The 21,114-nt window shown below is 49.8% G+C and carries 24 protein-coding genes; 4 read left to right on the forward strand and 20 right to left on the reverse strand.

Going from position 1 to position 21,114, the window contains the following annotated elements; translation table 11 throughout:
• Nucleotides 1-20: 20 nt before the first annotated feature.
• The 7 genes from acpP to ACO0LH_RS21710 form a co-directional block, all read right to left on the reverse strand.
• Nucleotides 21-260, reverse strand: coding sequence for an acyl carrier protein (gene acpP, locus ACO0LH_RS21680; protein WP_110253556.1), 240 nt, complete (start codon nucleotides 258-260; stop codon nucleotides 21-23).
• Nucleotides 261-411: 151 nt separating this feature from the next.
• Complete coding sequence (gene fabG / locus ACO0LH_RS21685; protein ID WP_422943215.1) at nucleotides 412-1,164, reverse strand: 3-oxoacyl-ACP reductase FabG; 753 nt, start codon at nucleotides 1,162-1,164, stop codon at nucleotides 412-414.
• Nucleotides 1,161-2,102 (reverse strand): ACP S-malonyltransferase, encoded by a 942-nt coding sequence (fabD, locus tag ACO0LH_RS21690; protein ID WP_422943216.1) that lies wholly within the window; start codon nucleotides 2,100-2,102, stop codon nucleotides 1,161-1,163. The genes fabG and fabD overlap by 4 nt, the downstream gene beginning before the upstream one ends.
• 59 nt (nucleotides 2,103-2,161) lie before the next feature.
• On the reverse strand, nucleotides 2,162-3,148 hold the full coding sequence (locus ACO0LH_RS21695; RefSeq protein WP_422943217.1) for a beta-ketoacyl-ACP synthase III: 987 nt from the start codon (nucleotides 3,146-3,148) through the stop codon (nucleotides 2,162-2,164).
• Nucleotides 3,145-4,221, reverse strand: coding sequence for a phosphate acyltransferase PlsX (gene plsX / locus ACO0LH_RS21700; protein WP_422943218.1), 1,077 nt, complete (start codon nucleotides 4,219-4,221; stop codon nucleotides 3,145-3,147). The genes ACO0LH_RS21695 and plsX overlap by 4 nt, the downstream gene beginning before the upstream one ends.
• Nucleotides 4,222-4,547: 326 nt before the next feature.
• Nucleotides 4,548-4,730, reverse strand: a complete 183-nt coding sequence (rpmF, locus tag ACO0LH_RS21705; RefSeq protein ID WP_186945318.1) for a 50S ribosomal protein L32 — start codon at nucleotides 4,728-4,730, stop codon at nucleotides 4,548-4,550.
• A gap of 125 nt (nucleotides 4,731-4,855) precedes the next feature.
• Nucleotides 4,856-5,380, reverse strand: coding sequence for a YceD family protein (locus ACO0LH_RS21710; protein ID WP_422943219.1), 525 nt, complete (start codon nucleotides 5,378-5,380; stop codon nucleotides 4,856-4,858).
• A gap of 115 nt (nucleotides 5,381-5,495) precedes the next feature.
• On the opposite strand from ACO0LH_RS21710, the gene ACO0LH_RS21715 reads away from it, so the two are divergent.
• The 3 genes from ACO0LH_RS21715 to ACO0LH_RS21725 all read left to right on the forward strand — a co-directional run bounded on the left by ACO0LH_RS21715 (nucleotide 5,496) and on the right by ACO0LH_RS21725 (nucleotide 8,179).
• Nucleotides 5,496-6,107, forward strand: a complete 612-nt coding sequence (locus ACO0LH_RS21715; protein ID WP_422943220.1) for a Maf-like protein — start codon at nucleotides 5,496-5,498, stop codon at nucleotides 6,105-6,107.
• A gap of 94 nt (nucleotides 6,108-6,201) precedes the next feature.
• The gene (locus tag ACO0LH_RS21720; RefSeq protein WP_422943221.1) at nucleotides 6,202-6,954 is read left to right on the forward strand and encodes an SAM-dependent methyltransferase; all 753 of its coding nucleotides are present in this window, start codon (nucleotides 6,202-6,204) and stop codon (nucleotides 6,952-6,954) included.
• A 64-nt stretch (nucleotides 6,955-7,018) separates the two neighbouring features.
• Nucleotides 7,019-8,179 carry an iron-containing alcohol dehydrogenase gene (locus ACO0LH_RS21725; RefSeq protein WP_422943222.1) on the forward strand — a complete coding sequence of 387 codons (1,161 nt, stop codon included), beginning with the start codon at nucleotides 7,019-7,021 and terminating at the stop codon, nucleotides 8,177-8,179.
• 75 nt (nucleotides 8,180-8,254) lie between these two features.
• On the opposite strand, the gene ACO0LH_RS21730 is transcribed toward ACO0LH_RS21725, so the two are convergent.
• The 13 genes from ACO0LH_RS21730 to ispD all read right to left on the reverse strand — a co-directional run bounded on the left by ACO0LH_RS21730 (nucleotide 8,255) and on the right by ispD (nucleotide 17,561).
• Nucleotides 8,255-9,478, reverse strand: coding sequence for a hypothetical protein (locus ACO0LH_RS21730; protein WP_422943223.1), 1,224 nt, complete (start codon nucleotides 9,476-9,478; stop codon nucleotides 8,255-8,257).
• A gap of 109 nt (nucleotides 9,479-9,587) precedes the next feature.
• Entirely contained in the window at nucleotides 9,588-10,352 is a 765-nt protein-coding gene (locus ACO0LH_RS21735) for a hypothetical protein (RefSeq protein ID WP_422943224.1), read from the reverse strand.
• Between the two features lie 9 nt (nucleotides 10,353-10,361).
• A complete protein-coding gene (locus ACO0LH_RS21740) occupies nucleotides 10,362-10,961 on the reverse strand; it encodes a hypothetical protein (RefSeq protein WP_422943225.1) in 600 nt (199 codons plus the stop codon).
• Complete coding sequence (locus tag ACO0LH_RS21745) at nucleotides 10,958-11,236, reverse strand: DnaJ domain-containing protein (protein ID WP_422943226.1); 279 nt, start codon at nucleotides 11,234-11,236, stop codon at nucleotides 10,958-10,960. The genes ACO0LH_RS21740 and ACO0LH_RS21745 overlap by 4 nt, the downstream gene beginning before the upstream one ends.
• A gap of 154 nt (nucleotides 11,237-11,390) precedes the next feature.
• The gene (locus tag ACO0LH_RS21750) at nucleotides 11,391-11,870 is read right to left on the reverse strand and encodes an FKBP-type peptidyl-prolyl cis-trans isomerase (protein ID WP_422943227.1); all 480 of its coding nucleotides are present in this window, start codon (nucleotides 11,868-11,870) and stop codon (nucleotides 11,391-11,393) included.
• A 128-nt stretch (nucleotides 11,871-11,998) separates the two neighbouring features.
• Nucleotides 11,999-12,175 carry a cytochrome bd-I oxidase subunit CydX gene (cydX, locus tag ACO0LH_RS21755; RefSeq protein ID WP_422943228.1) on the reverse strand — a complete coding sequence of 59 codons (177 nt, stop codon included), beginning with the start codon at nucleotides 12,173-12,175 and terminating at the stop codon, nucleotides 11,999-12,001.
• A gap of 30 nt (nucleotides 12,176-12,205) precedes the next feature.
• Entirely contained in the window at nucleotides 12,206-13,345 is a 1,140-nt protein-coding gene (gene cydB / locus ACO0LH_RS21760) for a cytochrome d ubiquinol oxidase subunit II (RefSeq protein WP_422943229.1), read from the reverse strand.
• Between the two features lie 8 nt (nucleotides 13,346-13,353).
• Complete coding sequence (locus ACO0LH_RS21765; RefSeq protein ID WP_422943230.1) at nucleotides 13,354-14,943, reverse strand: cytochrome ubiquinol oxidase subunit I; 1,590 nt, start codon at nucleotides 14,941-14,943, stop codon at nucleotides 13,354-13,356.
• Nucleotides 14,930-15,223 (reverse strand): cytochrome oxidase putative small subunit CydP, encoded by a 294-nt coding sequence (gene cydP, locus ACO0LH_RS21770; RefSeq protein ID WP_422943231.1) that lies wholly within the window; start codon nucleotides 15,221-15,223, stop codon nucleotides 14,930-14,932. The genes ACO0LH_RS21765 and cydP overlap by 14 nt, the downstream gene beginning before the upstream one ends.
• Nucleotides 15,223-15,837 (reverse strand): GbsR/MarR family transcriptional regulator, encoded by a 615-nt coding sequence (locus ACO0LH_RS21775; protein WP_422943232.1) that lies wholly within the window; start codon nucleotides 15,835-15,837, stop codon nucleotides 15,223-15,225. The genes cydP and ACO0LH_RS21775 overlap by 1 nt, the downstream gene beginning before the upstream one ends.
• A gap of 196 nt (nucleotides 15,838-16,033) precedes the next feature.
• On the reverse strand, nucleotides 16,034-16,306 hold the full coding sequence (locus ACO0LH_RS21780) for a DUF4404 family protein (RefSeq protein WP_422943233.1): 273 nt from the start codon (nucleotides 16,304-16,306) through the stop codon (nucleotides 16,034-16,036).
• A gap of 36 nt (nucleotides 16,307-16,342) precedes the next feature.
• Complete coding sequence (gene ispF, locus ACO0LH_RS21785; RefSeq protein WP_422943234.1) at nucleotides 16,343-16,846, reverse strand: 2-C-methyl-D-erythritol 2,4-cyclodiphosphate synthase; 504 nt, start codon at nucleotides 16,844-16,846, stop codon at nucleotides 16,343-16,345.
• A gap of 10 nt (nucleotides 16,847-16,856) precedes the next feature.
• Entirely contained in the window at nucleotides 16,857-17,561 is a 705-nt protein-coding gene (ispD, locus tag ACO0LH_RS21790; protein ID WP_422943235.1) for a 2-C-methyl-D-erythritol 4-phosphate cytidylyltransferase, read from the reverse strand.
• Between the two features lie 120 nt (nucleotides 17,562-17,681).
• Here ispD and mfd point away from each other — a divergent pair, with 120 nt between their 5' ends.
• Nucleotides 17,682-21,113: a transcription-repair coupling factor gene (mfd, locus tag ACO0LH_RS21795; RefSeq protein ID WP_422943236.1), complete on the forward strand. Its 3,432-nt coding sequence runs from the start codon at nucleotides 17,682-17,684 to the stop codon at nucleotides 21,111-21,113.
• The last annotated feature ends 1 nt before the right edge of the window (nucleotide 21,114 follow it).

Genomic DNA, 21,114 nt, shown 5'->3' on the forward strand with positions numbered 1-21,114 from the left:
AATTTTAAAAAATTCGACTATTAAGCCTTGAGATGGGCTTTAGCGTAGTCAATCGCTTGTTGAACAGTAGTGATTTTCTCAGCTTGTTCGTCAGGGATTTCCATTTCGAATTCGTCTTCGAGTGCCATCACCAGTTCAACGGTGTCCAGGGAATCTGCACCCAAATCATCAACGAAAGAAGATTCGATTTTGATGTCAGCTTCAGCGACGCCCAGTTGTTCAGCGACGATTTTCTTAACGCGTTGTTCGATATCGGACATTTGTATCTCCAGTGAAAAAATCAAAAAAATAAGGGCCTACAGAAAGTGCGCGCATTTTAGCAGGTTTGTGAGCAAAAAAAGCAAGCCCTCAATCTTCAGCAGCAACTCCGGCTATTTTCTGCGAAGTTGCCAACAAAAATCAACAAAATGATTACGCCAAATACATCCCGCCATTTACATGGAGGGTGGTGCCAGTAATATATCCTGCATCTGGCGATGCCAAAAACACGGTTGCAGCTGCAATATCTTCCGGGCGTCCCAATTTTGCAAGCGGAATTTGCTGCAAAATCGCAGCTTTTTGCTCTTCAGTCAATGCGCGGGTCATATCCGTATCGATAAAACCTGGGGCAATGCAATTAACGGTGATATTGCGACTACCTATCTCTCTGGCTAATGCACGACTCATGCCAGCCACACCAGCTTTCGCAGCAGCATAGTTCATTTGCCCAGGATTACCAGACGAACCGACTACCGAAGTAATATTAATGATGCGGCCTTGCTTGGCCTTCATCATGCCGCGCAAGACTGCACGCGATAAACGTGCCACTGAAGTCAGGTTGGTGGAAATGACGTTATCCCACTCTTCTTCTTTCATGCGCATTGCCAGTTGATCCTGGGTAATGCCGGCGTTATTCACCAAAATGGACAAGCCACCAAATTCTTTCTGAATTTCATCCACCAGGCTGGCTGTGCGCTCAACATCATTAACATTGAAAACCAGACCCTTGCCAGCACCTGGCGCAACTTCTTCCAGATAAGCGGAGATCGCAGCAGCACCAGACTCGGTCGTCGCTGTTCCTATGACTTTAGCGCCCGCCTTTGCCAGACCAACGGCAATTGCCTTGCCAATACCACGTGACGCTCCAGTTACTAAAGCGATTTGATTTTCCAATTGTTGTGTCATTTTAATAATTCCAATACTTTTTCCAAACTTGCCTGATCAAACACCGCATCACCAATCAATTCTGGCTGAATACGCTTGGTCAATCCTGCCAACACTTTGCCTGGTCCGCATTCGACCACGTGCGAAATGCCATCGGCATGCATTTTATTGATGGTTTCCACCCAGCGTACCGGGCTGGCAGCTTGCCTGACCAACGCATCCCTGATTGAATCAGGCGTCACAGCAACTGCAACGTCAACGTTATTGATCAGAGTCACCGTGGGCACTGAAAAAGTGATGTCAGCAAGATAATCGCGTAATTTATCCGAAGCCGGCTTTAACAAGGAAGAATGAAAAGGTGCAGACACAGCCAAAGGCAAGGCGCGTTTTGCCCCTTTTGCCTTGGCAATTTCGCAGGCACGCTCTACTGCTGCCTTGCTACCAGCGATCACGACTTGTGCAGGCGCATTGAAATTCACGGCCTCAACCACTTCACCCGGCACGGCAGACTGTGCTTCAGCACAGACTGCTTTTACATCTTCATCTGACAGACCCAAAATAGCCGCCATACCGCCCTGCCCTACCGGCACTGCATCCTGCATGGCCTGCGCGCGAAAGCGCACCATGGGCACGGCATCCTTGAATGCGATGACGCCAGCAGCAACCAGCGCCGAGTACTCACCCAGACTATGTCCGGCCACCGCTTTTGGAACGGCACCACCGGCAGCGATCCATGCGCGATAAGTAGCGACAGCTGCCGTCAGCATGACAGGCTGGGTGTTGGTCGTCAGGTCCAGCGCTTCTTTGGGGCCTTCATTAATCATCTTGCCCAGATCAAGCTGCAAAGCCTCAGAGGCCTCGGCAATGGTTTGTTGCACTACTGCATTATCAGCAAAACCATTCAACATACCAATGGCCTGAGAGCCCTGACCTGGAAAAACAAAAGCAAATTGCGTCATATCAATCTATATCTCTTATTGGTTTAATTTTCATTGCGGCGCTACTTATTACTTACTACTTACATCTTTACAATGGCAGCACCCCAGGTAAAGCCACCACCAACACCTTCCAGCATGACCGTATGACCTGGCTGAACACGACCATCACGAACAGCAAGATCAAGTGCCAGGGGGATGGATGCTGCGGAGGTATTGCCATGCTGATCTACCGTGACCACCACTTTGTCCATGGGCATGCGCATTTTCTTCGCAGTACTCTGCATAATGCGAATATTGGCCTGATGCGGTATCAGCCAGTCAATCTGATCCGTCGTCAGGCCGGCAATTTCCAATGCCTCGTTGGCGACTTTTTCCAGCAAATTGACAGCCAGTTTAAAGACTGCCTGCCCGTCCATGTACAAGAATGCACTGCCTTCGACCACACCGCTTTGCACATTGCCTGGCACGCACAGAATATTGGCGTAGCTGCCATCTGCATGCAGCTTGGTCGCCAGCACACCTGGCTCGGCTGAGCGTGACATGACAATGGCACCGGCACCATCACCAAACAATACGCAGGTGGTACGGTCCTCAAAATTCAAAATCCGGGAGAATACTTCGGCACCAATCACCAGCACATTTTTATGACTGCCAGACTTGATCATGCTGTCAGCAATCGACATGGCATACATGAAGCCGCTGCAAACTGCCTGCACGTCCACGGCAGCGGCACCATTGGTGATGCCCAGTTTGTTTTGCACCACGCAAGCCGTACTGGGAAACCCGCCTAAAAAATCCGGCGTGGAAGTTGCCAATATGATCAGATCAATATCATTTGCCTGCATTTTTGCGGCATCCAGCGCGCACTTTGCTGCCTCAACCGCCATATCACTGGAAGTCACATGAGGCTCAGCATAGTGGCGATATGAGATCCCGCTACGCGAGAATATCCACTCATCGGAAGTTTCAATTCCTTTTGCTGCCAGTTGTTCGGTCAATTCCTGATTGCTTACTTTTTTGGGAGGCAGATAGCTGCCTGTACCGATAATTTTGCTAAAGAAAGTCATGCGGTTTTCTGTACCAATAGTTCGTTGTTATCTGGGACGACCGGCTCTGCGACTGGCATCAATTTTGCCATCGAGGTCGAAATTCTCGACAATACATCATTCTTGGCCGCGTCAAAAGCGCGCTGTATTGCCCATTCATAACTGTATTTGTCAGCACTGCCATGGCTCTTGAAAACAAGACCACGCAGACCGAGCAGACTGCCGCCATTGTAATTGGAGGGATTCATGGTGCGCGAAATAGACTTCAAGGCACCGCGCGCCAAAATGGCACCCAGGATATTTAAAGGATTGCTCTTGAACGCAGCCGTCAAAGTAATCTTGACGAAACGCCCCATGCCTTCAGCTGCCTTTAAGGTCACATTACCAACGAAGCCATCACAGACCACAATGTCGGTGGTTCCTTCAAAAATATCATTACCCTCGACATTGCCATAGAAATTCAGCAAGCCCCGCTCATGGTCGGCACGCAGCAATTGCGCCGTTTTCTTAACGACATCATTTCCCTTGATATCTTCCTCACCAACATTGAGCAAGCCGATACTGGGCTTGTCCTTGCCTTCCAGTGCCGACACCAGGGCTGACCCCATGATGGCAAACTGATGCAGATGCAAAGGCTCACAATCCACGTTTGCACCCAGGTCAAGCATATAAGTTGGCAGGTTTTTCTGATTGGGAAGTATGCTGCAAATTGCCGGGCGGTCCACACCCTGCATGGTTTTCAGCACATAGCGCGAAACCGCCATCAGTGCACCAGTATTACCAGCAGAAACACAGGCCTGTGCACTGCCATCCTTCACCTGGTTCAAGGCAATCCGCATGGAAGAATCTTTTTTGCGGCGCAAGGCAATTTCTATAGGATCATCCATCTCCACTACTTCGGTAGCATTGATGATTTTTAAGCGTGCGTGATTGCTGGCGTGATTTTTCTTCAGCTCAGCCTGAATGATTGCTTCAGCGCCAACCAGGAGAAATTCAACATCTGGCTCACGGTTTGCAAAAGCTACTGCCGCCGCCACGGTAACTGCCGGACCGTGATCTCCGCCCATGCAGTCTATGGAAATTTTTATTGTCATGTATTGATACGAAACTTCAATCCGAAACAGCTAGTGTATCAAATCGAGACAGCAGTCATCCCGAATTAATTTCCAAGATTTGGGAATATTTTCCCAAATTTCCAGCAACTGCTCACACCCTTCAAGGCTTGGCACGAGTCAGGCAAGCATTTTCTCCAGGGCTGAATTTATTTGAACGAACCAGAATGCACGTTCAGGATACAAAGACTTCTCAACGTCGCCATCGATCCGATGGTCAGGCAAGCGAAAGAAGTCAAAAGTTAACGCAAAAAAAGCGGCGCCAAGTCAAAAACTCGTTACGCCGCTTCTTTTACCAAGGACAGGGATTACTCGTCGTTCTTGGTTTTCAATACTTTACGACCACGGTAAAAGCCGTTAGGGCTGATGTGGTGACGCATATGTGTTTCACCAGTTGTTGGCTCGATACCCAGTTGCGGTGCAACCAGGAAATCGTGGGAACGGTGCATGCCACGCTTGGATGGGGACTTTTTGTTTTGCTGAACTGCCATGATAACTCCTAATACTTCAAAAAATGTTTCTAAAAATTTAACACACTTGATTGAAGAGTACAAACATCTGCAACCAAGAATCCCTAACAATACTTCGACCTGAGTGTTTTTTCAGAATAATGCCACTAGGTACGCCCATTAATTTTCTTCAGCACGGCAAAAGGTGATTCTTTCTTGCCGACTTCCACTTCTATCGCTGCAGTAGTATCTGCTGAAGCCAACGATACATCCGGGCATACTGCATGTTTGGGCGATTGGGGTATTGCCAGTAGCGCCTCATCCTCGATCAAATCCATGATATTGAATGTTTTGCTACCTACTACAACATCGATCTCGTCATTATCAAGAAAAGCTTCAATTTCATCGGCATTTTCTTCATCCTTGGCGAGTATCAATACAGACTCAGAGTCAATGTCAAATGCAAACGGTGTCAGGCAACGCTGACACATCAACTGCACTGAACCATCCACAGTCAACACCAGCTGCGCATGTCCAGATGCATCTTTACCGCCTGTCAGAGACCAGTCCAAAGCACCATCGGTGTTTGCACTTTCCGCAGAAAGACGGGGCAGATCTGCAACCAATAAACTTCCCGAACGCTGCTCTTCGAGCCGAGAAAACGTGAAAGCATCAATCACAAAAGCTTGCATAGGATTATTTGAACCCAGAAAACCTGCGATAATAACAGGATTGCACCTTATTAGTCAAAGAATTGCCACGTTTTTTCACGCATACCCTCTACAAATTCCAATAAATATTTTCAAAATGCAAATAAACAATGCCGATGTCAGGCTTATTCTGGCGTCCAGCTCGGTTTACCGCCGCGAATTACTGGGAAGACTGCAATTACCTTTCGAAAGTATCGCGCCGGAAATCGATGAAACACCACACCTCAGCGAAAGCCCGGATGAAACAGCATTAAGGCTGGCGCAACAAAAAGCCGAAGCAATTGCCGCCACACATGGCGACGCCATTATCATAGGCTCAGACCAGGTGGCCACCTTGTTTGGCCTGCAAATTGGCAAGCCAGGCAACCACGCCAGCGCACTTGGGCAATTACAAACCATGCGCGGTCATGAAGTGACATTTCACTCAGCACTATGTGTGCTTGACAACCGCCAGGATGCAAAAAATCGCCTGCAAATCCAGAATATTAAAACCCTGGTAAAAATGAGGAACCTGAGTGACGCCGAGCTGAATGCCTATTTGCACATAGAACAACCCTATGATTGTGCTGGCAGCGCCAAGAATGAAGGTCTGGGTATAGCAATCATAGAAAGCATCAAAAGCGACGATCCTACGGCACTGACTGGCCTGCCCCTGATTGCGCTGACAGGCATGCTGAGAAATGTCGGCATGCGCTTTTTCAAGCTATAAACTTCTTGTTGAAACTTTTTGTTAAGCCGCGCGCGCTTCAAAGACCGCAGACAAGAATGACAGATTAATTACACATTATAGAGAAATCTCCACCATGACCGGTACGCTTTACCTGATTCCTAACACCCTGGGCATGAACGACGATCAGCACAGCAATTTGCTGGCGTCCATCATACCGGATACTGTCCAGGCAATGACTGCACAGCTCAGCCATTTTGTCGCTGAAAATGCCAAGACGACACGCGCCTACCTGAAATTCCTGGGGCAGCAACACGCCTTGCAAAAACCAATACAAGAAATTCACATCACCGAATTAAACATCAATACTCCAGCCCAGGCACTGGAAGGTTTATTGCAACCATTGCTGCAAGGCCATGATGTGGGCTTGATTTCCGAGGCGGGCGTGCCCGCCGTGGCAGACCCGGGCGCCAACCTAGTCAGGCTGGCGCACCAGCGCCTTATCAAGGTTCGCCCTCTGGTTGGCCCCTCATCTCTTTTACTCGCACTAATGGCCAGCGGACTGAATGGACAGAGCTTTGCTTTTCACGGATACCTGCCAACCGATGCGGCGCTCAGGGCCAAGCGCATAAAAGAACTGGATGATCGGTCTAGAAAAGAGAAGCAGACCCAGTTGTTGATAGAAACACCGTACCGCAATGCTGCCATGCTGGAGGCGCTAAGCAGTCACTGCCATTCTGCCAGTTTAATCTGCGTCGCCACTGATCTGAGCTTGAACACCGAAACCATCCAGACCAAAACAGCGGCGGAATGGAAAGCCTGCGTCAGCAAACAGCAACTACCTGATTTTCACAAAAAGCCAACGGTTTTCTTGTTCCTGGCGGCTTAAAAACGAACGACTGATCTATTGTTTGTATTTGCGCTAAGATGTCTCTTTTCCGGAGGAAATAACGATGCTGAATTTTGATTTTTATAACCCTACGCAGATTTTATTTGGCAAAGGCCGCATTGCCGACCTGAACAAAGTCATTCCCGCAGAAGCCAATGTGCTCTTGCTGTATGGCGGCGGCAGCATCAAGCAAAACGGTGTTTTTGACGAAGTCATTGCCGCACTGGGGTCACGTACAGTCACCGAATTTACTGGCATAGAACCCAATCCAAGCTATGAAACCCTGATGAAGGCAGTAGAAGTCATCAAGCAAAGCAAAATTGATTTCTTGCTGGCCGTTGGTGGCGGATCAGTCATTGATGGTACCAAATTTATTGCGGCTGCCGCACTGTTTGAAGGGGGTGACCCTTGGGCCATACTCGAAAAACGCGGTGTCAATGTGACTAAAGCACTGCCTTTTGGCAGTGTACTGACCCTGCCAGCCACTGGTTCGGAAATGAATAATGGTGGCGTTGTTACGCGCAAATCCATCAAGGCAAAAATGGCATTCTCAAGCCGTCACTGCTTCCCGGTATTTTCAGTGCTTGATCCTACCAAGACCTATACCTTGCCAGTCCGCCAGATTGGCAATGGCGCGGTTGATGCCTTTGTACATGTCATGGAACAATACATGACCTATCCGGTCAATTCACCAGTGCAGGATCGCTTTGCAGAAGGCCTGTTGCTGACATTGATAGAAGAAGGCCCCAAGGCGCTGGCCAATCCTGAAGATTATGATGTACGTGCCAACCTGATGTGGTGTGCCACCATGGCCTTGAATGGCCTGATTTCCACCGGCGTACCACAGGACTGGGCGACGCATATGATAGGCCATGAATTGACTGCCCTGCATGGCATAGACCATGCACAAACACTGGCTATCGTCTTGCCCAGCATGCTGCGCGTACGCAAGGAAGGCAAACGTGCCAAGCTCCTGCAATATGCCGAGCGTGTATGGGGACTGGTTGATGGAGATGAAGACAGCCGCATCGAAGCTGCCATCAGTCGCACACAGGATTATTTTGAGCAAATGGGTGTTAAAACCCGCCTGGGCGATTATCAGTTAAGCAGTACGGATATCGAACCCATCCTGTCGGCACTGCAAACCCACAGCATGATCAAATTGGGTGAAAAGCGCGACGTGACACTAGATGTCAGCCGCCAGGTGCTGGAGATGAGTTTGTAATAGGACGCAGAAAGGATCAGCCATTCCTGCTTACAACAAGAGGAATGGCGATTAATGCTAACCGCCATTCATACATTACTTCTTCGCCGGCTTTTGGATATGACAATTCGCGTCCAGAAAACGCATGGCGCCAGTGAAATTGGTATCCCAGTCATCCAATAAATAATTATTGGCATCGTCGACGAAATTAGCCCAGTCTTCCAGCAGCCCCTCCTGTTTTTCATGAGGCGCCGTGGTTTTTATCCACTCGGTTGCCAGCTCCGGATGAAAGCCCGTCTCACGAAATTTTTTCACCAGACTTTTTGCTGTTTTTTCCGGTAAAGTCGTTTTCGCCGGAATTTCACCTGCTATGCAAATGAACAGCGTCAATAGCGAATCAATATCGGTTTTTCCCTTGGTTAGCCTGGTCCATTCTTTCGATACCAGCGCATCGTATTCTGAAGTGTCTTCAACTTCATGATCACGCAAGTAGTAACGGTCCTTTAATTCAAATACGAGCTTGTCCAGCGAAGATGACTGATCCTGCATGCGCGGCAGGTCATGCGCCTTGATTTCGCCCAAAATACGTTCGACAATGCCATGGAACTGCGCAGGAATACCTTCCATATCAAGCGCCGACCACGCCTTTTTAATTTTCGCCGCACTCAATGAGCGCATGGCATTTAAAAGTGTCGCGAATTCAATCTGGTTTTGCAAAACCTCGTCAGGCCTGCCAAACATTTGCTGCAACAAAGCCGTACGGACGACAGAAACTGCCTCCACGTCTTCTTCATGCAAAAAACTGGCTGACAGACCCAGTGTCTCGCCGAACCAATATCCCGCCTCGATTTCCAGGGCATTCATTTGCCGGTGTTCAAGGGTATTTCTATATTCGATTGGTTTTTCCTTGAGCGACCAGGCTTCCAGAAAATCTTCCACCTTGCCTTTTGCTTCACGCCCCAGCAATGCATATTCGGGCATGGCAAACAAGGCCTTCAGCAAGCCCGAGCCACCACGTGACAACGTCAGAAAGGTGTTATCGCGTATCATTTTTGCAGCCAGCTCCAGGTCGCCGCGGGTATTCTCTATCAGGTACAGACTGGCCAGGTTGACGATGCGCTTGCGCGCCGCCTCAATTTCCGGGCGCAGATATTTACTGCCAAACGCGTCAGCAATTTGCACCATACCTTTTGGCGCCTCTGCCTCTATCGCCGCAATTTTTGCGCTGGTGATAATCGCCCGCTGCACACCGTAACGCAAAGCCGATTCAAAGAATGGCCGGTTATCCGACAAGGCAATTTCAAAATTATTTTCAGGCATGAATTTCCAGATCAAACAAACTTGATTGCAGCGCAGCAAACAAAGAAATCATTGCAATGCAGGCCAAGACCATCAGCATGCATTGCATCAAACCAATATGGCGAGTGAATTACAGGGCGGACTCTTCGTCATCGTCCTTGTCATCGCCATCATCATTGTTTTTAGGGCGCTCTTCTTCCTCTTCTTCAGCAACGCCCTCGCCTTCCAGCTCATCCTGTGCAAGGCTGGCTTGATACGCCTTGTAGCGCGCGCGCAACTTCATCAGCACTTCGCGGAAAATCTCTGGCAACTCATAACGCAAGATGTAGGTCACCTGCATCCAGTCGTGATCTTCCAGATTCGCCATATCGAGCGGCGAAGCGAGGCTTTCGGTATCGCGTGTCAGGTTCAGCAAGTCGTCGTCTATCGCACGCGTTTTTGACTCATCACCATATTCATACAAGTCAAAGGTCGCATAGCGATAGAAATGTTCGACCATTTGCGTACGGTCCAGCAAATAATCAACCAGGGCGTCATAGCCGCCATCTACCTCGGCAATTTCATACAAAAACTCTGCCGGGTCAGCCCCATCACGGAAAATGACGGAATTGATCATGCCGCGCAATTGCTCATGCGTCTGGTCACCATAACGACGCTCCAGCACAACTGCCTGGGCAAATTGCTCAGGCGTGACCAGCAAGTTCACCAGCGACTCTTTGGATGCATCATATTCACGGATGATGGCCAGCAAATCCTTGGCCGGGAATTCATCCAGTGCAGCGACAAGTGCCTTGTCGCCCTCGGTTTCAGCCAGGTTTGCCAATGCGTGTTCGGCACCGGCTATATCGCCCGCCAGTACCAGGCTTTGGGCTTCTATCAATGCAGGATAATTCATGAATGCTCCTTATTCTTTGCGGTCAAAGCCTTGTTCAGCCAGCCAGTCAGCACCAGCCTCACCCAGATCATAGTCATCACCGTCATCACCATCATCGCGACCATGACGGCCGTACTGCCCATCCAGATCGCCACTTTCTTTCAACTCGTCATTGGCTTCATTGGCTTCTTTATCTTCATCATCTTCTTCCAGCGTATTGGCATCACTGTGCTTGCGCGATTGCTGACTGCGATTCAGATATTCCAGCCCGGCTGCAACAACCAGAAATGCTTCCCCTGCCGGGTCTTTCAAGACGATACGGCTCAGAGGTTCTGCCCAGGGCTCAAGCTTGACGGCGGCAGACAAGGTTTTCCAGGAAGGTAACTTGCCCGCCTCTTTACCTGATAAGGATTCCATTACCAGGGGGTTCATGAAAATAAAACCTTCGTGAAAGGCAACTGCCAGCATTTCAGGATTGGTTTCCATCATGGGCAATAACATGGGCAACTGTTCTGCCTTTTCACGCAGTCTCGCCTTCAACACATTTTTGCCTTCCGAGTCGGATTTCAAATCTTCCAGTTCAGCTTTATAGACCGACATCAGATCTTCAAAAAAACGTGACAATTTCACTGCAATACTCCTGATAAATAATTCTTCCAGATTTCGGTCGCTGTCTCCAGCGGCGAATCCAGCAAATTGCGTCGCCGGTTTTCATCATAAGCTGACCGTGCTGCCTCATCTGACAAGACATCATAGGCTTCTTTTACCGCATGGAATTTTTCTGGCGCCAGTTCAGAATCATTCCGGTCGGGATGAAACTCCGCTGCCTTTTGACGAAACGCTTTTTTTACATCGGCCAAACTCGCGTTAGTAGCGATGCCGAGAACAAAATAATAGTCTTTCATACACACTCTTGCTTGCACTTGGACTGAAATTCGCACTGCAGACTTGCAGTAATTGCCGGGGCAGTGCAGATGTATTGCACTCCCCGTACAGAGATAAGGCTAAAGCTTATGATATTGCGTTCAGGCATCCATCATCAAGATGCCAGACGGCATATCAATGGTGATGACCATGTTCGCCATGCACATGACCGTGCACTACTTCTTCGTCGCTTGCTTCACGTATTTCCAGCACTTCTGCATCAAAACGAATGGTCATACCAGCCAGAGGATGATTGCCATCGACCGTGACTACACCAGCATCAATTGCCGTTACGCGAAATTGCATGGTTTCTTCAGTTTCAGGATCGCGTGTTTCAAACATCATGCCAACTTCGATATCCGGCGGGAAAGCACTGATGTCTTCTTCACGTACAAAACTTTCATCAAAGTCACCAAAACCATCTTCTGGTGCCAGCGTCACCGATACTTTATCGCCAACGGCCTTACCTTCCAGCGCTGCTTCCACTGCCGGAAGAATATTGTCATAGCCGCCATGTAGATAAACGATGGGGTGTTGATTCTGGTCAATGACCTCGCCCTCGGCGTTGAACATGGTGTAATTCAAGCTGACAACGGTATTTTGTGAAATCTGCATGGCTGATCAGGTGTGTGTAATTAATAAGTAATTGCGCATTGTATGCGACAAGAAAGAAAATGGGTTTTGGCACCCAATTCGATAGACTAACCGCGTATTGTAGCAGAGGTAACAGAGCAGACGTATGACTAGCTACGTTTGCCCTCCCTGCTTTCCTTATACTCTTGCCGCGCCAGCTCAAAGCGCTCCCTGGTTTGTGCCTCGTCACGGTCACCAAAAGCGTAATTGGCTTCCAGCCACATGACATTGATGATGCCAAATGCCAGCGCCAGGCCTACACCCAATATCCAGTTGAAATACCACATGCCATTTCTCCTCTATACCTTGATTTTATATCAATATGCCGAATGTTCGTTTGCATTGATATGCGCTTCATTGACCTTGCCGCGCAGGACGCGGTATATCCAGCTCGTGTAAATAATGATGACAGGCAAGAAAATTACCACCACCCAGAACATCACCCCCAGGCTTTTATGACTGGCGACAACATCCCAGGCGGTGAGGCTGCTGGAAGGGTTTAACGATGAAGGCATCACAAAGGGGAACATCGCTACACCGGCCGTCAGTATGACCATGGCAACACATAGGCCACTGCTTAAAAATGCAGTCATATCCTTGTTTTTGCAAGCAAACAGCGGGCTTAGTATTGCCGCAAGCAAACCAGCTACAGGCAAGCCCCACAAGATGGGCATGCGGCCAAAATTGTCCAGCCAGGCACCAAGGCTGCGCTCAGCGACCTTCATGGTCGGCATGAAGGCGGTATTCACGTCAGGCATGCTGATGATACGGTAGCCATCCATGCCAAATGCCACCCAGATACCTGCGCAGCCAAAACTCAAGAACGCGATAGCGGCGGCAACCAGCAGTGCCGTTCTGGCCCGCTCACGTATCAAACCCTCGGTCTTCATGCGTAAAAATGCCGCGCCATGCATCGTCAGCATGGCCACACTTAATAGCCCTGCAAGCAAGCCAAAAGGATTAAGCAGACCCAAAATGCCGCCCATGTATTCCAGCCGCATGGTTTCATCGTAATGAAAAGGCACACCCAGCAAAAGATTGCCAAAGGCGACACCAAAAATCAGTGGGGGCACAAAACCGCCAATAAACAAGGCCCAGTCCCAGGCAGAGCGCCAGCGAGTATCCTGCACCTTGCTGCGATAATCAAAACCCACGGGTCGGAAAAACAGCGAAAAAAGCAACAACATCAGCGCCACATAAAAACCTGAAAATGCAGCAGCATATGCGAGCGGCCACGCAGCAAACAAGGCCCCGCCAGCCGCAATGAACCAGGTCTGGTTACCCTCCCAGGTAGGCCCAATGGAATTAATGACTATACGTCTTTCCATATCGGTCTTGGCGACGAAAGGTAACAGGATGCCAACGCCAAAATCAAAACCGTCCATCAATGCAAAGCCAATGATCAGGATGCCGACGAAGCCCCACCAGATCAGTTTTAATGTTTCGTATTCAAACATGGTGACTCCTAAGGCTTGGCTGTTGCAGTATTGGAAGGCTGAGCGGCGTCTTGTTCAAAATGGTATTTACCCGTATGCAAGGCACTGGGACCCAGCCTGGCATACTTGAACATCAGGAATAATTCAATCACCAGCAGCAAGGTATAAAACCCCATGAAACCTGCCAGGCTGAAGTACAAATCATTCACCTGCAAGGTCGATGCCGATAAATGCGTGGGCAAAACACCAGAGATTGTCCAGGGCTGGCGACCATATTCAGCGACGATCCAGCCGGTCTCTATCGCCACCCAGGGTAAAGGAATGCTGTACAAGGCCAGTTTCAGCAGCCACCTTTGCTTTGCCAGGCGACGGCGTATCAGGAAGTAGAAAGAAGTCGAGAAAATAAACAGAAACAATATGCCCAGGCCCACCATCAGGCGAAAACCCAGAAACATCGGAGCCACTCTGGGTATCGAATCATGCGTTGCCTTGTCAATCTGGGCTGGTGTTGCATCGATCACATTTGTCGTGTATTTTTTCAATAGCAGGCCATAACCCAGGTCTTTTTTCAGCTTTTCGAATTCGGCGCGCGCCTCAGGTGATTTATCGCCAGATTTCAGGCGCATCAAGGCAGCGTAGGCTTGCATGCCGTTAACGATGCGGATGCGGTTTTCCAGCTTCAGATCTTTAATGCCTGTCACCGGGGTATCCGTTGAACGGGTGGCAATAAGCCCCATCAGATACGGTATCTTGATAGCGTAATCAGTGCGCTCTTCTTTATCGTTGGGCAAGCCGATCACCGTAAACGGCGCCGGTGCTGGCACTGTCTCCCATTCGGCCTCTATGGTTGCCAGCTTCACTTTATTGACCTCGCCTGCGGTATAGCCTGACTCATCTCCCAACACGATGACAGACAGGGTTGAGGCAAGGCCAAACGCAGACGCAATCGCAAATGACCTGATGGCAAAAGCAGTATCCCTCGCCTTCAGCAGGTAGTAAGCAGATATCCCAAGTACAAACATGGATGCGGCAACGTAGCCAGCCGCCACTGTATGCACGAATTTTACTTGCGCCACCGGATTAAAGAACACATCCTTGAGACTGACCAGCTCCATGCGCATGGTTTCAAAATTGAAATCAGCACCGACGGGATTGTTCATCCAGCCATTGGCAATCAATATCCATAAAGCAGACAGATTCGAGCCAAGAGCCACCAAAAAAGTGACGCCCAGATGCGCTGGCTTTGACAATCGGTTCCAGCCGAAAAACATCAAACCAACGAAGCTCGACTCAAGGAAAAAAGCCATCATGCCCTCTATGGCAAGTGGCGTGCCAAAGATATCGCCGACATAATGCGAATAATAAGACCAGTTGGTACCAAATTGAAATTCCAGGGTAATGCCGGTGGTGACGCCCATGGCGAAATTGATGGCAAATAGCTTGCCCCAGAACTTTGTCATATCTCTGTAGATTTCACGGCCTGTCATCACATAGACCGATTCCATGATGACCAGAATCCAGGACAAGCCCAGCGTCAGCGGGACAAACAAAAAGTGATACATCGCCGTTGCCGCAAATTGCAGACGCGACAGGTTGACGACTTCTTCAATGGGTACCATGTTTTTCCTTTAATTCCACTTGCTGATCCGGCTTGTTTTCGGTTTGCACTTGTCGTGCGTTTGGGTCCGGTGCATAGAAAGCAGTACTTTCATGCTGCGTGGGTGATAACAGATGCTGTTCCATTTTTTCAGCTGGCAGACGCATATGCCTGGTTTGTGGCCTCGAAAAGAAGGCATTCCACAAGAGGCTCAATATAAGCACCTTGATGCAGATCGCCAAAGTAATTTCCAGCCACAAAGGTAAACGTTTCAACCGCCCTAAAGAATAGATAGCGCTCATTATTTTCCCTCGTCAGGCACCTTTGCAGCCAATCCATCAGATGCGTCTTCCGCCTGCTCATTTTTGCCACCACCAAAACGGAATTTATCGCGTATATCCAATATGGACTTGACCTTGGAGCCCATTTTCATCAGGGACGCGAGAGTTTCAGGTGACAGACGCTGCACATCCTCAAACCAAGAGGTAGACAGCTCTATCAGTTGATACATTTCACGCATACGCTCTTGCGCCAGCTTGTCGGCATCACTGGCAGGATTCTCCACCAAAGCATCGCGCAGCATGGACAGCGTGGGCTCTATTTCGCGCCGCCTGCGCTCTTCCAGCAAGGCCTTGAAGATGTCCCAGATATCTTTTGGCGGCTCAAAATATTCACGCCGGTCTCCAGGTTTGTGCAGCAGCTTGACCAGACGCCATGCCTGCAACTCCTTCAACCCCATACTGACATTGGAGCGCGAGAAGCCAAGTGCCTCGGCAATGTCATCGGCATTTAGTGCACGCGATTGCACATACAACAAGGCATAAATCTGCCCGACGGTGCGGTTGATGCCCCAACGGCTACCCATCTCACCAAAATGCAAGATGAATCTTTGTGTCAGCGGGCTTAGTGTTTCCATATTCAATTTCCCTGATTTCCTGAATTTTCATGAATTACTGAAATTATAGAATATCCTGTAAATTCTCGCTGAACACGCCTATGAAATACAGAATAGTCTTTAAATTAAAATATTTGCAAGTAATTGGATATAAAAAAACCGCCAGCGGCGGTTTTAAGAAAATCTGAAATTTTTATTTGAGAAACTGGTCGCAAAGCTATACGCCAATTTTTTCCAGCATGACGCCAATCTCACGCAAGGCAGGTTCCAGTTTCGGGTGTTGCGCAGCAAAGCGCGCTGACAAAGCTTGCGATCTTTCACTTAATGCAGCAAAAACCGGATCATCACCAGCCTGACCATTGGTAAGTACCAGGTGTATATCCTGATTCAATTGTCCCAGCAGGTTTTTCAATTCATCATCGATATCGGCCGTGCCGGCCAGCTCCTGATGCAACTGCCCCAATAACTGTTTTAAATTTTCTTTACTCATACAAATCTCCATTCATTTTTTTATGCTAAATGCAGTTTAGTTGTTTGACAGTGGAAAGACCAGCACCACCGCCTCTGCAGCAATTCCCTCTTCGCGTCCCAGATAGCCCAAACGCTCATTGGTCTTGGCCTTGATATTGATTTGCGTGATATCCACCTGTAAATCTGCTGCAATGTTTGCCACCATCGTCTGAATATGTCCAGCCATCTTGGGCGCCTGCGCAATAATAGTGGCATCAAGATTGCCCAGCACATACCCGGCCGCATGCACACGCTGCATGGCTTCGCGCAATAAAACACGCGAGTCAGCCCCGGCAAACCGGGCGTCAGTATCGGGAAAGTGTCGTCCTATATCACCCAAGGCCACGGCACCAAACAGCGCATCGGTAATCGCATGTAGCAACACGTCGGCATCAGAATGCCCGAGCAAACCGGTCGCATGCGGGATATCGACACCACCAATAATCAATTTTCGCCCAGGCACCAGCGCGTGACAGTCATAACCCTGACCTATCCTGAAGGCTTGCATCTTATTCTGCATCAATCTTCCTTTATTCTTTACCGATACTCAGATATTTTTCTGCAAGTGCCACATCGCCCGGCAAAGTCAGCTTCAAATTACAGGCATGCCCTTCCACCAGCAAGGGGACATAGCCTGCCGCCTCAACAGCACTTGCCTCATCCGTCACTTCTTGAGCCGCGTCAAGCGCATCGCACAATAGTTGATAACGAAAGATTTGCGGTGTTTGTGCCAGCCAAAGGCCATCTCTGGGGACAGTCTCCACCCTCCCGTTATGTACTCGCTTGACAGTATCCACCACAGGTAATGCCAACAAACCACCAACTGGGTGCGATCCTACCTCATCCAGCAAGCGTTGCAGAAGCAAGTTATTCAACCCAGGCCTGGCGGCATCATGCACCAGTACCCAATCCTGGCTGGCCAGTCTATTAGCAAGCAAACGCAAGCCATTCCTGACAGAATCACGCCTGCTGGCACCGCCACAACGCAGAACTGTCAGGCGATCTGAGTTTTGCAAACAGCTATCAACATAGCCATCATCAGGACTGACTACGACATAAGTATGCTGCACTGGCGCAAAGTTCAGGAAAGCATCCACGGTATGCTGCAAAATAGTTTTATTTCCCAACACCATATACTGCTTGGGGGTTGCTGCCCCCATGCGCGTTCCCACGCCTGCGGCAGGGATAAGCGCGACATATTGTGGTGCTACTGCAAATATAGAATCCGTTACCATAAAAAGACAGATATAAGCTCTTCGATAGGAAAGAGCCCCTTCGTTTATAATTAGGCGCTCATTTTAACCGCGTATCTTGTTCCGTAAGCAGGTTTTACGGCATCTTCCTGTATAGCCGCAATGTCATTTGATTTCAGCAAATCTTTAGCAAAACCTGGCCATAGACTGGCGCTCCCGAATCTGCATGGTTCTTCCGATGCCTACGCACTGGCACAAGCAGCGGCGACGCTAAAGGCCGAAAAACGCATGCTGACCGTGTTTGTCGCCAATCCCGGTGACGCCCAGCGGCTACTGGATGAATTGCCCTGGTTTAACGCTGAATTGCGCTGTCATTTGCTACCGGACTGGGAAACCCTGCCCTATGATGCCTTTTCACCGCATCAGGACCTGGTGTCTGAGCGTCTGGCCAGTCTGCATGAAATCCAGAACGGTAACTGCGATGTCTTGCTGGCACCTGCCACGACGGCATTGCTGCGCATGGCACCGCCGTCATTTCTGGCCGCCTACACCTTCTTTTTCAAGAAGGGCGATACGCTGGATGAAGCCAAACTCAAATCGCAACTGACGCTGGCAGGTTATAGCCACGTCAGCCAGGTCATGTCACCCGGCGAATATTCTGTACGCGGTGGCCTTATCGATCTGTTCCCCATGGGTTCACCCCTGCCATACAGGCTCGATTTATTTGGTGACACCATAGAGAGCATACGTACTTTTGATGCCGATACCCAGCGTTCGCTCTATCCCGTACCTGAAGTCCGCCTCCTCCCGGGGCGCGAATTTCCCATGGATGAACCGGCACGTGCTGCCTTCCGCAGCCGCTGGCGTGAAACCTTCGAAGGCGATCCTTCCCGTTCTGCGATCTACAAAGACATCGGCAACGGCATTGCTTCTGCGGGTATTGAATATTATTTGCCGCTATTTTTTGATCAAACCGCCACACTGTTTGATTATCTGCCCAAAGCTCCTTATTTTGTCTTGCTGGGTGACATAGACGAAGCAATTCAACGCTTCTGGAACGATACCCGCTCGCGTTATCAATTTCTGAAGTCTGACCGTGAACGCCCCGTCCTGTCGCCAGAAACGGTATTCCTGCGTGACGAAGATTTTTTCGGTGCCTTAAAACCAGAAGCGCGCTGGACGATTGCCAGTGCCGATAAGGCCATGGCAGCCTCGGAAGTATCAAGTTTTCTACCTGATATAGCAGTCAATCGCCGCGCTGATGACCCGCTGACGAACCTGCGTTCATTTTTGTTGCAAACCGACAAGCGCGTGTTGATTTGTGCAGAAACCATGGGCCGCCGCGAAACCCTGCTGCAATATTTCAATGAATATGACATCAGGCTGAACCTTTGTGAAAGCTTTGTCGATTTCCAGACCAGTGATGCCAAACTGATGCTGGGCGTCGCCCCCTTGCATGCCGGCTTCGTGCTGGCGCAAGGCTTGGCCTTCATCACCGAAGCCGAATTATATGCAGGCAGCGGCAAGCGCATAGGCCGCAAAAAACAGGAAGCCGTCACCCAGGTCGAGCACATGGTGCGCGACCTGTCCGAGCTTAAAATAGGTGACCCGGTTGTACACAGCAACCACGGCATAGGCCGCTACATGGGGCTGATCAGCATGGATCTGGGGGAAGGTGAAACTGAATTCCTGCACCTGGAATATGCCAAGGATACCAAGCTGTATGTACCCGTATCACAATTGCATGTCATTTCACGCTACTCAGGTGCAGCCCCTGAAGACGCACCCTTGCATACCCTTGGTTCTGGCCAGTGGGAGAAGGCCAAGAAAAAAGCCGCGCAGCAAATCCGCGATACGGCAGCTGAACTATTGAACCTGTATGCGCGCCGTGCGGCGCGCCAGGGTCATGCCTTTGACTACTCAGCCAGGGATTATGAAGCCTTTGCAGACAGTTTTGGCTTTGATGAAACACCAGACCAGGCCGCTGCAATCACCGCAGTCATTGGCGACATGACCTCGGGCAAACCGATGGACAGGCTGATTTGCGGTGATGTTGGCTTTGGTAAAACCGAAGTTGCCCTGCGTGCCGCCTTCGTCGCAGTCATGGGTGGCAAGCAGGTGGCGATTCTGGCGCCGACAACCTTGCTGGCTGAACAGCATGCACAAACCTTTGCTGACCGTTTTGCCAACTGGCCCGTGCGTATTGCCGAATTGTCGCGCTTCCGCTCTGGCAAGGAAATCAACCTGGCCATCAAGGGCATGGGCGATGGCACGATCGATATCGTCATCGGCACGCACAAACTGCTGTCGGACGATGTCAAGTTTGCCCGCCTTGGCCTGGTTATTATCGATGAAGAGCACCGCTTTGGTGTTCGCCAGAAAGAAGCATTGAAATCATTGCGCGCAGAGGTCGATGTACTGACGCTGACCGCTACGCCAATACCGCGCACCCTGGGCATGGCACTGGAAGGCTTGCGTGATTTCTCCATCATTGCCACGGCACCGCAAAAGCGTCTTGCCATCAAGACTTTTGTACGTAGCGAAAATGATTCCGTCATACGTGAGGCCTGTCTGCGTGAATTGAAGCGTGGCGGACAGGTGTATTTCCTGCACAATGAAGTCGAAACCATAGAAAATCGCAAAGCCATGCTGGAAGCACTGCTACCAGAGGCACGGGTAGTCGTGGCACACGGGCAGATGCATGAGCGCGACCTGGAAAAAGTCATGCGGGATTTTGTCGCTCAGCGTCACAATATATTGTTATGTACGACGATTATCGAAACCGGTATCGACGTGCCCACCGCCAACACCATCATCATGCACAGGGCCGATAAATTCGGGCTGGCGCAATTGCATCAATTGCGTGGCCGGGTGGGTCGTTCACATCACCAGGCCTATGCCTATTTGCTGGTGCATGACGTGCAGGGGTTGACCAAACAGGCCAACCGCCGCCTGGACGCCATCCAGCAAATGGAAGAACTCGGCAGTGGCTTTTATCTCGCCATGCATGACCTGGAAATTCGTGGCGCAGGTGAGGTCCTGGGTGATAACCAGTCCGGAGAAATGCATGAGATTGGCTTCCAGATGTATTCCGACATGCTCAATGAAGCTGTGCGCGCATTGAAGAATGGCAAAGAACCTGACCTGGCAGCGCCTTTATCGAGCACTACTGAAATCAATCTTCACATCCCTGCCCTGCTGCCAAATGAATTCTGTGGTGATGTGCATGAACGCCTGTCCATCTACAAGCGCCTGGCCAATTGCAGCAAGGCGGACGCCATCGACAATATGCAGGAAGAAATGATAGACCGTTTTGGCAAATTGCCGGAACCCGTCAAATCACTGCTGGAAACGCACAGATTGCGCGTCGCGGCAAAACCGCTGGGCATCATCAAGATTGATGCTCACAGTGAAGCCGCCACCTTGCAATTTGAACCCAAGCCACCTATTGACGGTATGCGCATTATCGAACTCGTACAAAAGAACAAACACATCAAACTGAACGGGCAAGACAAATTGCGCATCACGGCAAATATGCCTGATCTGGCCAGTCGCGTGGCACAAATCAAGGCAACCATCAAAGCCCTGCACTGAT

Source organism: Undibacterium sp. TJN19, assembly GCF_049339485.1.
GTDB lineage: Bacteria > Pseudomonadota > Gammaproteobacteria > Burkholderiales > Burkholderiaceae_D > Undibacterium.